The following is an 11,365-nucleotide window of genomic DNA, read 5'->3' on the forward strand; positions in this document are numbered from 1 at the left end:
CCAGCATGACAAGTCGCGAAGCGTCCGCCTGTCTGCAACGCTGCAGAATATCGAGCCGCTTCGCGGCACTTTTTCCGCTGGATCCCGGATCTCCTTCCACGTCGTTTCAGTCGTCCGGGAAAGGGGGAGCTCGCGAGGATCGTCCGCCCCTATGGTCGGGCCGAGGTCGCGGTGTCGTGTACCGTGCGGCATGGGACCGCTGCGCTCAGGCGCTCGCCGGGTCCGGATCCGCTGCCGGCTCCGCCCGCACGGTCCGCCGCGCCAGGGCGACCGCCTCGCGGATCACCTCCGGATCGCCGACCTCGTGCGCGAGGATCAGGACGAGGCGCCGGGTCATGGCCGCGCTCCCGGCCTCGTCGAGGCCGTGAAACCCGCGGACCAGGATCTCGTAGACGTCGTCGGCGCGGCCGGAGAAGCCGTCATCCTGCCGGAGGGGCATCACGCCGCCTCCCGGATCGCGGGATCGGGACGGCCGGTGGCGCGGGCGAGCGCCCGGGCGATGGCGGCCTGATCGGGAGCGGGGAGGCGCGCCGCCACGTGGGCGTCGGGCCGGATCAGGTAGGCGGTGCCGGGAGCAGCGCCGTAGCGCGCGGCGGCGAGGCCGTGGGGATCGTGCAGGATCTCGGCCCCGGGCACGCCGAGGGGAGACGGCGCGACGACGACGACCCGCAGATCGCCCCCTATGCCGAGACCGGCGAGCGACGTGAGGTCCGGTGCGGTCTCCCCGGCGAAGACGAGGAGCGTGAACGGCCCGCCGAGCCGGTCGAGGAGCCAGGCGGGACGGCCGTCCGCGTCGGTCACCGGGGCGTCGGGGCAGGCGGTGCCGGGCTCGGGACCGGCCGCGAACGGGGCGGTATCCGGGGTCTGCAGCGACAGGCCGGCGAGGCTGCAGGGGCGCGACAGCCGGCCGGCATTGAGGAGCGCGCGGGCGAAGGGCGCCTCGGCGGCGAGCGCCAGCACGGCGTCGCGCAAGCCGCGCTCGGGGCCGCTCTGCGGGGTCATGAAGGCGGTGGTGCGGCTCGATTGCCGGATGTTCTCGTCGGCGGCGTGCCCGCGCTCCTCGTCGTAGGTGGCGAGCAGCGCTTCCGGCGCCCGGCCGGCCAGGACCAGGGCGAGCTTCCAGCACAGGTTGTCGGCATCCTGGACGCCGCCATTGCCGCCCCGCGCCCCGAACGGGCTCACCACGTGGGCGCTGTCGCCGGCGAAGATCACCCGGCCGTGGACGAAGCGCGCGAGCCGGGCGCAGCGGAACGAGTAGACCGAGCACCAGGCGAGGGAGACCGGCGTCTCCTCGCCGACCACCGCCCGCACCCGCCGCATCACCCGGTCCGGCCGGCGCTCCAGCTCGGGGTCGGCGTCGGGCCCGAGCTGGAAGTCGAGGCGGAACACGCCGTCGGGCTGGCGGTGCAGGAGGGCGCTCTGGCCGCTGTGGAAGGTCGGCTCGAACCAGAACAGGCGCTCGGTCGGGAAGCCGGCCTCCATCGTGACGTCGGCGATCAGGAAGCGCTCCTCGAAGCGCTGGCCGGGGAAGGGCAGGCCCATCCGGGTGCGGGTGGGCGAGCGGGCCCCGTCGGCCGCGATCACCCAGGCGGCGTTGATCCCGTAGGTCCCGTGCGGGCAGTCCACGGTCAGGCGCACGCCGTCGCCGGTCTGGACGAGGCCGGTGACGGCGCTCTTCCAGCGCAGCGCGATCAGGTCCGGGAAGTCGCCGGCCCGGTCGATCAGGAATTCCTCGACGTAGTATTGCTGCAGGTTGACGAAGGCGGGGCGGCGGTGCCCGCCCTCGGGCAGGAGGTCGAAGCGGTAGAGCTCGCGCGCGCCGTGGAAGACGCGCCCGGTGTTCCAGGTTACGCCCTTGTCGACCATGCGGCTCCCGACGCCGAGCCGGTCCCAGATCTCGAGGGTGCGCTTGGCCCAGCAGATCGCCCGGCTGCCGGTCGCGACGGTGTCGTCGTCGTCGAGCACCAGGACCGGCACGCCGCGGGTCGCGAGGTCGAGGGCGCAGGTGAGGCCGACCGGACCGGCGCCGATCACCACGACCGGCCGGCGAGGACCGTCGCCATCGAGGTCCGGCGGTGCGGGCGAGGCGTAGCGGGGCGTGCTCATCGGCGGCCTCTCCAGTGTCTCCTCGAAGGACGCGCCCGGTTGATCCGGGCGTCGTCCAGGCGTGCCGGCCTCGGGAGCGTCACCCCTCCAGGGCGCGCCACATCTCGATGTCGCGCGCGGCGGTCCAGATCCGCGGCGTGTCGATGCCCTTCGCCTCGTCGTAGGCGCGGCTGACGTCGAAGGGCATGCAATGCTCGAAGATGACCCAGTGCCCATAGGTCGGCCTCATCTCGCCCATCGCCCGGGCATAGACCGCCTTGAGGTCGTGGCCGGCCGCCACGCCCTCGCGGGCGATGGCGTAGAGGTCGCGCAGGAAGGCGCGGGTGCCCTCCAGCCCCTCGCGGATCCGCTCCGGCGTCGTCAGCGCCTCGCCGCGGCCGGGCACCAGGGCGGCGGCCCCGAGCGCTTCCAGCCGGTCGAGGGTGGCGGGCCAGTCCTGGAAATGCGCGTCGCCGCAATAGGGGGTGGCGCCGTACTCGACGAGGTCGCCGGAGAACAGGACCTTCTCCTTCGGCAGCCACGCGATGGTGTCGCCGGCGGTGTGGCCGCGCCCGGCATGGACGATCCGCACCTCGCGCGAGCCGAGCCACAGGGTCATCTCGCCGTGGAATGTGAGCGTCGGCCAGGTCAGGCCCGGGATCTCCTCGCGCCCGCGGAAGAGCCGCGGGAAGCGCTGGATCTCGGAGTCCATGTCCTGTTGCCCGCGCTCGACGATCATCGCCCGGGCGACGTCGCTGGCGATGACGTTGACCCGGTCGGGGTAGCCGGCGACGCCGAGCACCCGCACGGCGTGGTAATGGGTGAGGAGGATGTGGCGGATCGGCTTGTCGGTGACCTCGCGGACCCGGGCGACGAGGTCGCCGGCCATGCGCGGGGTGGCGCGGGCATCGATCACCAGCACCGAATCGTCACCGACGACGATGCCGGAATTCGGGTCGCCCTCGGCGGTCAGGGCATAGACGCCGGGGGCGAGTTCGGAGAAGGTCTCCTGCTTCTCGGCGAGGTCGCCCTGGCTGGCGAAGCCCTTGCTCATGCGATTCGCTCCCGTGATCGTCTCGTGCCGCAGCCGTTCCGCCGCGACCGCGCGTTGTTTGTTGCGCTTGCAACTTTATGTAGGGTGTTGCGAAAGCAACCGTCAAGGGGCGCGACCCGGACCCGATGGACCGTCTGAACCTGCTCAGCTTCTCGCCGTTCCGGCTCAACCGGCTCGCCACCGAGTTCAGCCAGGCGCTGGCGGCCGACTACGCGCGCTTCGGCATCGACATCCCGGAATGGCGGGTGCTGGCGACCCTGGGCCAGCACGACGACCCGCGCAGTGCGGCCTACGTCGTGCGCTGCACCCGCACGCACAAGTCGCGGATCAGCCGCGCGGTGAGCCACCTGATCGAGCTCGGTCTCGTCGAGCGCCTCGAGGGCGGCGACGACCGGCGCGAGATCATGCTCCGGCTCACGGCGACCGGGAGGGCGACCTACGCCGAGCTGGTGCCGATCCTGCGGGCGCGGGAGGACGCGCTGCTCTCCGGCTTCAGCGAGGCGCAGAAGCGGGATTTCGAGCGGCTGCTCGGAGTCCTGGAAGAATCGCTCGGGCTGGTGCGGGATCGCGAGGGGTGAGGGGGCGGGCCGGCGCTTACGCGCGCGCCACGTAGGCCGTCAGCACCACGAAGACGAGGACCGTCAGGGCGTTCCAGGCGAGGTACCGGCTGCGGTCGATCAGGGCGCGGGTCTTGACGGCGGCGGGCATGGACTGGGCTCCTCGGGGAGGGGCGAGCGGCGCCCGCGGGATCGTCGGCGGGCCGGCCGCGACGCACCGGCCCGCCCGTGCATTGAAGCCGGGCCATGGCCGGCGGTCAACGGATGCCGATCCCAAAGAGCCGCCGGATCGGAGACGTTTCATGCTGCGATGACGATTTTTTGCAGCACGATCTTCTCCTCGACCACGGACGGCACCGTGCGGCGGAAAAATCGGTTCTCCGGCCCCCGGGGTCTACCGGGCGGGTGCCGATGCGTCGACGCGCGGGGGCGAGGCGACGGGACGGAGGCGCTGCTCCTGGGCCCGGGTGTCGATCCGCGTCTCGCGGGTGAAGGGCTCCAGGGTCACCGAGCCGCCGCTCTCGAGCGCCCGCACGATGCCGTCGAGCACGCGGAGGTCGGCATAGCCCTCCTCGGCGTCGGGCTCCGGGTCGCGGTCCGCCAGGATGCAGTCGGAGAAGTACTTCAGCTCGCCGCCGAACTGGTCGGTGGCCTCGAACCGCTCGTGCTCGCGCTCCCCGCCCAGGACGGTGACGAGCTCGAGCGGCCTGCCGAAGAGATAGCCGGGATCGGCGGTGAGGCGGCCTTCCGTGCCCAGCACCGTGTAGGCGTCGTGGGCGTGGCCGACATAGGACACCACGAGCTGCGCCAGCCGGTCGCCGGGAAAGCGCAGGGTCGCCGCCACGGTGTGGTCGAAGTCGCCGAGGCCCGAATCCGGGCTGCGCGACCCGACCGCGGCGACCACCTCCGTCGGCTCCGCCCCGAAGATCGCCCGCGCGGCGTTGACCGGGTAGGGGCCGAGATCGAAGACCGGGCCCGCCGCGACGCCGTTCCGCGCCCGGTGGTTGTCCGGCGAGAGCCGCTGCGAGAAGGTCGAGGTGAAGGCCAGGACGTCGCCGAGCCGGCCGGCGCGCACGCGGTCGAGAACGGCCAGGGTCGCCGGCTCGAAATGCAGCCGGTAGGCGACCATCACCTTGGCGCGCGAGGCCCGGGCGGCGTCGAGGATCGCCCGGCAGCGGACCGGCGAGACCTCCAGCGGCTTCTCGACCAGGACGTGGATCCCCGCCTGCAGGGCCGGCACGGCGAACTCGGCGTGGCGCCAGTTCGGCGTCGCGAGGTAGATCGCGTCGACCGCGCCGGAGCGCAGCATCGCGCCGAACTGCTCGTAGCAGTAGGTGGCCGGGACGCCGTAGCGCGCGCCGAGCGCCCGCGCCTTCTCGGGATCGCCCGTCACCAGGGCGGCGATCTCGGAATTGCCCGTATGGGCCACTGCCGGCAGCATCGCCCCCTGCGCGATGTCGCCGAGGCCCACCACGGCGTAGCGGACCTTGCGGGCCGGGGTCAGACCGAGGGCGCCGGCGATGCTCCCGGTGATGCTCATGGGGCGGGTTCCTCAACGGGCAAGGGGTGCAGGCCCGGACGGGCCTGCGCCACCAAGCGCGCGGGTGCCCGCCGGTTCCGTCACGGCTTGCAACGGGCGGGTCTCGAAACCGAGAGCCGGGCGACCGAGGCGGCCGTTCCATCGCCGCGAGACGCGATCCATCGCGCGCGAGACGATCGCGCGGGAACGTCGGCGGGGCCGGGCCGTTGCCGCAGCGGCGCTCCCCAGCGTCGTCCCGACAGAACGAGGCCCGCCCCGATGCCGTCACCGGTTCGCTTCGATCCCTCCCTGGAGACCGTGCAGCCCGACGAGGCGGAGGTGCAGGCCGAGATGATCCGGGTCTTCGCCGGGATCCAGGAGACGACGCTGAAGGATTACGGCCACGCGGTGCGCGGCGTCCACGCCAAGAGCCACGGCCTGCTCACCGGCCGGCTCACCGTGCTGCCCGACCTGCCGACACCGCTGGCGCAGGGCGTGTTCGCGGCGCCGGGCGGCTACGACGTCGTGCTGCGCCTCTCGACCAACCCGGGCGACGTCCTCGACGACAGCGTCTCGACGCCGCGCGGCCTCGCCCTCAAGGTGATCGGCGTGCCCGGCGAGCGGCTGCCGGACGCCGGGGGCGACACCCAGGATTTCGTGATGGCGAACGCCCCCGCCTTCACGGCGCCGGACGCCAAGGCCTTCCTCAAGAGCCTGAAGCTGCTCGCCGCCACCACCGACACGCCGCAGGTGCTCAAGAAGGTCGTCTCCGCCGCCCTGCGGGGGATCGAGACCGCGGTCGAGGCGGTGGGCGGCAAGAGCCCGACGCTGATCGCCCTCGGCGGACACCCCGAGACCCATATCCTCGGCGAGACCTTCTACAGCCAGGCCCCCCTGCGCTGGGGCGACTACGTCGCCAAGGTCGCGCTCGCCCCGGTCTCGCCGGCGCTCACCGCCCTTACCGGTGCCGCCCTGACCGTCAACGGCCGGCCGAACGGCCTGCGCGAGGCGGTCTCGGCGTTCTTCGCGGCGCATGAGGGCGTGTGGGAGCTGCGCGCCCAGCTCCTCACCGACCGGGAGGCGATGCCGGTCGAGGACGCCTCGGTCCCCTGGCCGGAGGAGGCGAGCCCCTACCTCCCGGTCGCCCGGATCACGGTCGCCCCGCAGGAGAGCTGGAGCGACGAGAAGGTCCGCACCCTCGACGACGGCCTCGCCTTCAGCCCGTGGCACGGCATCGCGGCGCACCGGCCCCTCGGCTCGGTGATGCGGGCGCGCCGTGCCGTCTATCCGCGCTCGGCCGGCTTCCGGGCCGAGCGCAACGGCTGCCCGATCCACGAACCCACCCGCCTGCCCGGAGCCTGATCGCCCATGGTGTTCCCGTCCCTGACCGCCGGCTACGGCGCCGTGCTGGCGCTCCTCTTCGCCGGCCTCTCCGGCTGGGTGATGGCCCGGCGGCTCTCCGCCAACGTGCTGCACGGCGACGGCGGCGACGCCGTGCTGCTGCACCGCGCCCGCTCCCAGGCCAACTTCGCCGAGTACGTGCCGTTCATCCTGCTCCTCGTCGGCCTGCTCGAGGCCCACGGGGCGAGCCGGACCCTGGTGCAGGGCCTGCTGGTCGTGCTGCTGGTCGGCCGGGTGCTGCACCCGTTCGGCATGACGGCGCCGCCGAACTCGCCCCGGCAATTCGCCTGCCGCGGCGGCGGCATCCTGGCGACCTTCGCGGTACTGATCGTCGCCGCCGCGGCGCTGCTGCTGCGCCTCGCCTGACCCGTCAGGCGGCCGCGGCGAAGTCGAGCCGCACCACGGTGCCGGGGCCGCCGGCATAGGTCAGCGTGCCGTCGAGCTGGGAGGCGAGGCCCTGCGCGATGCGCATCCCCAGGCTGCGGCTCGCCTCAGGGTCGAACCCGGCCGGGATCCCGCGGCCGTCATCCGCGATGGTGAGCGCCATCCGCTTCGGCGCGGTCGCCTCGATGCGGATCGTGATGGTGCCGCGGGCGCCGTCCGGAAAGGCGTGCTTGAGGGCGTTGGTCACCACCTCGACCACCAGCAGCGACAGGGTGGTGAGCCGCGTCAGGTCGAAGCGCACCGGGGCGACGTCGACGAGGCAGACGATGTTGCGCGCGCCGGTCGCGTCGAGGAGGTCGCCGCAGAGCTCCTGCAGGTACTGGCCGACCGGCAGGCTGATCCGCTCCGGGTCGTAGAGCCGGCGGTGGATGCGCGAGATCGTCTCGAGCCGCACCCGCGCCTCGTCGAGGGCGGCGAGCGCCGCCTTCGGGTCGTCGCCGACCCGCCGCTTCTGCAGCGTCAGGAGCGCGGCGACGAACTGCATGTTGTTCGCCACCCGGTGCTGCAGCTCCTGGAACATGGTGCGCTGCTGCTCGTAGAGCCCGGCCGTCACGGCGCGCTCGTGGCGCAGCCGCTCGCGCGCCCTGTGCATGATGTGGATCAGCGCGATGTCGACCGCGACGATGAAGACGTAGAAGGCGAGCGCCAGCGCGGATTGCGCCGAGAGGATGAAGGTCTGGCTCGGCGGCAGGAAGAAGTACCAGGCCGACAGCCCGCTCAGCGCCGCGCAGGTGATGCCGGGACGCAGGCCGCAGAAGAACGTGGTGAGGATGACCGCCGGGAAGAAGGTCAGGTAGGGAAAGCCCGGCGGCAGCACGTCGTCGACGGCGAGCCGCAGGGCCAGGGCGACCGCCGTCGCGGCGAGCGCCACGCACTCGCCGAGCCAGGGGCGGGTGCGCAGGGACTCGGTCGCCTGGAACGCGGCCCAGAACCGGCTGCGCGGCGGGCGATGGGCGGTCGATTCGGCGATTGACAGCGGGGCAGCTCCTCGATCGAGACGTGAACCTAGGGCGGTTCGCGTCCGCCGGCGCAGGAAACGCCCCGCGATCGAACGACGGATGAACGATCTCCCGTCACCGTGACTTTGCCGCCGCGGTCGAGCCCGCGCGGGCTAATCATCGCCGCACGGCAGGCACGGATGGTCCCCCGCCTATCCCCGCCGGATCGGCGCGCCGCTGCCGGCCTGCGCCGTCACCGCGTCGCCCTCGGCGATCACCCGGCCGCGGCAGAGCACCGTCTCGGGCCAGCCGGTCAGGGTGCGGCCGGCATAGGGGGTGAAGCCGGTGCGGTCCTCGACCATGTCGTCCGAGAGCGTGACGCGCCGGTCCGGGTCCCAGACGACGAGGTCGGCATCCATCCCGACCGCCACCGAGCCCTTGTTCGAAAGGCCGTAGATCCGGGCCGGCGCCGTCGCGGTGATCTCGACGAACTTCCTGAGGCCGAGCCGCCCGCCCGACACCATGGCGTCGAAGAGCAGCGGCAGACGCATCTGCAGGCCCGGCATGCCGTTGGCGATCTCCTTGAAGGTCGCGGACGGCCCCGCCTTGAGCTTGCCGGTCTCGTCGTAGCGGTAGGGCGCGTGGTCCGAGGACACGGTCTGGAGGTCGCCGAGGTCGAGGGCGCGCCACAGGGCGTCCTGGTCGCGGGTCTCGCGGAGCGGCGGCGAGCACATCCACTTCGCCCCCTCCAGCCCCGGCCGGTCGAGGTCGGATTCGGTGAGGAACAGGTATTGCGGGCAGGTCTCGGCATAGACCTTGGCGCCCTCGCCGCGGGCCCGGCGCAGGATCGCGGCGCCTTCCTCGGTCGAGACGTGGAAGATCATCACCGGCTGGTCGAGATATTGCGAGAACCGCACCACCCGCTCGAACGCCTCCGATTCCGACAGGCGCGGGTGGCTGGCGGCGTGGTACTTCGGCGCGGTCTTGCCCTCCTTGAGGAGCTGCCGGCTGGCGAAGGCGATCAGCCCGTGATTCTCGGCGTGGACGCAGACGAGGGCCCCCACCTCCTTGGCCGCCGCCATCAGGTCGAGCAGCGCCTCGTCGGCGAGCCGCAGGCGGTCGTAGGTCATGAACGCCTTGAGCGAGGTGTGGCCCGCCTTCGCCAGCGCCGGGACGTCCTGGCCCAGGGCCTTCTCGGTCGCGTCGGCCACGATGAGATGGAAGGCGTAGTCGATCACCGCGCCGCGTGCGGCAAGCGCCGTGTAGTCCTCGACCACCTGCGCGAGATCCATGCCGACGTGCTGGGCCGCGAAGGCGATGACGCTGGTGGTGCCGCCGAGCGCCGCCGAGCGGGTGGCGCTCTCCCAGGTGTCGGCGTTCATCAGCCCGGAGGCCGAGAGCTGCTCGATATGGGCGTGGCTGTCGATGCCGCCCGGCAGGACCAGCTTGCCCGTCGCGTCGATCTCCTGCCGGCCGGCGGCGAGACCGAGGCCGATCGCCGCGATCCGGCCGTCGCGGATGCCGAGATCGGCGGAGAAGACGTCGCTCGCGGTGGCGACGGTGCCGCCGCGGATGACGGTGTCGAAGGCGGGCTCACTCATACAAACGCTCCTCGTCCGAAACTTGCTAGTCTGAAGGTCTGACACACCCGGAGACCATCATGCAGAAGACCGATTCGGCTCGCGACCGGCGCATCCTCGTCGTCAACCCGAACTCGAACGACGTCGTGACCCGCGGCCTCGATCGCGCGCTGGCGCCGCTCGCCCGTCCCGGGATCGTCGTCGAGTGCCGGGCCCTCGCCGAGGGGCCGTTCGGCATCCAGTCGCAGGCCGACGTCGAGCAGGTGGCCTTGCCGCTGCGCGACCTCGTGCGGCGCGAGGCGGCGGATGCCTATGTCATCGCCTGCTACTCCGATCCCGGCCTGCACGTCTGCCGCGAGGCGACCGACCGGCCGGTACTCGGCATCGCCGAGTGCGGGGTGCTGACGGCGCTGGCGCGGGCCGACCGGTTCGGCGTCATCGCGGTGGCGAGCCGGTCGATCCCGCGCCACCTGCGGGCCTTGCGCCAGATGGGCGTGATCGACCGCCTCGCGGGCGAGCGGGCCCTGGAGATGACGGTGGCCGAGACCGCGAGCGGCACGGACACGCTCGCCCGGATGATCGCCGTCGGCCGCGACCTGCGCGACCGGGACGGGGCGGGCGCCGTCGTGATGGGCTGCGCCGGCATGGCGGTTCACCGGCGCGGGCTCGAGCAGGAGCTCGGCATCCCGGTCATCGACCCGAGCCAGGCCGCGGTCGCGATGGCGATCGGCATCGTGGCGGTCGCCTGATCTCGGCTGGCCTGACGTCACTCGGGCATCACCGCGCCGGTCTGGGCGGTGATGCGGCCGTAATGCTCGGGCCTGCGGTGGCGGGCGAAGTCGAAGATCGTCTCCTTGCCGAACCGGGTCTCGTCGAGGTCGCAGGCGTGCACGATCACCCCGTCGGCCTCGCCGGGAAGCTCGGCGACGATCTTACCGTTCGGATCGCAGATCAGCGTGCCGCCCATCAGCGGGTGGCCGTCCTCGTCCCCGGCCTTGGCCACCGCCACCACCCAGGTGCCGTTCTGGTAGGCGCCGGCCTGGACCGAGAGGCGATGGTGGAACAGCCGGTCCTCCAGGCCCTCGGCGCTGCGCTGGCCGTTGACCGACGGGGTGTTGAAGCCGAGCACGACCATCTCGACGCCCTGCAGCCCCATCACCCGGTAGGTCTCGGGCCAGCGCCGGTCGTTGCAGATGCACATGCCGAGGATGCCGCCGAGCATTCGCCAGACCGGGAAGCCGAGATCGCCCGGCTCGAAGTAGCGCTTCTCGAGGTGCTGGTGCGAGCGCTCGTGATCGAACTCGACGTGGCCTGGCAGGTGGACCTTGCGGTACTTGCCCACGATGGTGCCGTCGCGGTCGACCAGGATCGCGGTGTTGAAGTGCCGTCCCTCCGGCGTCAGCTCGGCGTAGCCGAACGACATCGCCATGCCGTGCTCGCGGGCCCGGGCGAAGAGCGGGGCGGTCGCCGGGCCCGGCATCTCGCGCTCGAACCAGTGGTCGGCCTCGGCGCGGTCCTCGTGGTACCAGCGCGGGAAGAAGGTGGTGAGCGCCAGTTCCGGATAGACGATCAGGTCGGCGTCCTGGCGTTTCGCCTCGTCCATCAGCGCGATCATCCGGGCGACGACGCCGTCGCGGTCCTCGGCCTTCTGGATCGGCCCGAGCTGGGCGGCGGCGGTGCGGATCACGCGCATGGGGATTCCTCGAAGATCAGAACGAATTGACGGAATGGCGCGGGTAAGCCCCTCCCCCCTCTGCGGGGGAGGGTGGCCCCCGGAGGGGGCCGGG

The 11,365-nt window shown here is 72.4% G+C and carries 11 protein-coding genes; 4 read left to right on the top strand and 7 right to left on the bottom strand.

The window, feature by feature from the left end; genetic code table 11:
- Positions 1–205 precede the first annotated feature (205 nt).
- The 3 genes from A5481_RS25175 to A5481_RS25185 form a co-directional block, all read right to left on the bottom strand.
- Positions 206–439, bottom strand: coding sequence for a DUF2783 domain-containing protein (locus A5481_RS25175; protein ID WP_048432132.1), 234 nt, complete (start codon positions 437–439; stop codon positions 206–208).
- A complete protein-coding gene (locus A5481_RS25180) occupies positions 439–2,106 on the bottom strand; it encodes an FAD-dependent oxidoreductase (protein ID WP_048432133.1) in 1,668 nt (555 codons plus the stop codon). Before A5481_RS25180 ends, A5481_RS25175 begins: the two co-directional genes overlap by 1 nt.
- A 79-nt stretch (positions 2,107–2,185) precedes the next feature.
- Complete coding sequence (locus tag A5481_RS25185; protein WP_048432134.1) at positions 2,186–3,139, bottom strand: MBL fold metallo-hydrolase; 954 nt, start codon at positions 3,137–3,139, stop codon at positions 2,186–2,188.
- A gap of 125 nt (positions 3,140–3,264) precedes the next feature.
- Between A5481_RS25185 and A5481_RS25190 the strand changes: the two genes are divergently transcribed.
- Positions 3,265–3,717: a MarR family winged helix-turn-helix transcriptional regulator gene (locus A5481_RS25190; RefSeq protein ID WP_048432135.1), complete on the top strand. Its 453-nt coding sequence runs from the start codon at positions 3,265–3,267 to the stop codon at positions 3,715–3,717.
- 373 nt (positions 3,718–4,090) lie between these two features.
- Here A5481_RS25190 and A5481_RS25195 read toward each other — a convergent pair whose 3' ends face one another.
- Positions 4,091–5,236 carry a Gfo/Idh/MocA family protein gene (locus A5481_RS25195; protein ID WP_048432136.1) on the bottom strand — a complete coding sequence of 382 codons (1,146 nt, stop codon included), beginning with the start codon at positions 5,234–5,236 and terminating at the stop codon, positions 4,091–4,093.
- A 258-nt stretch (positions 5,237–5,494) separates the two neighbouring features.
- On the opposite strand from A5481_RS25195, the gene A5481_RS25200 reads away from it, so the two are divergent.
- Together A5481_RS25200 and A5481_RS25205 are read left to right on the top strand one after the other, a co-directional pair.
- A complete protein-coding gene (locus A5481_RS25200) occupies positions 5,495–6,577 on the top strand; it encodes a catalase family protein (RefSeq protein ID WP_048432137.1) in 1,083 nt (360 codons plus the stop codon).
- Between the two features lie 6 nt (positions 6,578–6,583).
- A complete protein-coding gene (locus A5481_RS25205; RefSeq protein WP_048432138.1) occupies positions 6,584–6,982 on the top strand; it encodes an MAPEG family protein in 399 nt (132 codons plus the stop codon).
- Between the two features lie 4 nt (positions 6,983–6,986).
- Here the strand turns inward: A5481_RS25205 and A5481_RS25210 are convergent, their stop codons facing one another.
- Both A5481_RS25210 and hydA read right to left on the bottom strand, forming a co-directional pair.
- Positions 6,987–7,961, bottom strand: coding sequence for a DUF4118 domain-containing protein (locus A5481_RS25210; RefSeq protein ID WP_048432139.1), 975 nt, complete (start codon positions 7,959–7,961; stop codon positions 6,987–6,989).
- A 249-nt stretch (positions 7,962–8,210) separates the two neighbouring features.
- Positions 8,211–9,599: a dihydropyrimidinase gene (gene hydA / locus A5481_RS25215; RefSeq protein WP_048432140.1), complete on the bottom strand. Its 1,389-nt coding sequence runs from the start codon at positions 9,597–9,599 to the stop codon at positions 8,211–8,213.
- Between the two features lie 59 nt (positions 9,600–9,658).
- Between hydA and A5481_RS25220 the strand changes: the two genes are divergently transcribed.
- A complete protein-coding gene (locus A5481_RS25220; protein WP_048432141.1) occupies positions 9,659–10,327 on the top strand; it encodes an aspartate/glutamate racemase family protein in 669 nt (222 codons plus the stop codon).
- A 17-nt stretch (positions 10,328–10,344) separates the two neighbouring features.
- Here A5481_RS25220 and A5481_RS25225 read toward each other — a convergent pair whose 3' ends face one another.
- Entirely contained in the window at positions 10,345–11,271 is a 927-nt protein-coding gene (locus A5481_RS25225; RefSeq protein ID WP_048432142.1) for an N-carbamoyl-D-amino-acid hydrolase, read from the bottom strand.
- Between the last annotated feature and the right edge of the window lie 94 nt (positions 11,272–11,365).

The sequence above is a fragment of the Methylobacterium platani genome (genome assembly GCF_001653715.1).
GTDB classification, from domain to species: domain Bacteria; phylum Pseudomonadota; class Alphaproteobacteria; order Rhizobiales; family Beijerinckiaceae; genus Methylobacterium; species Methylobacterium platani.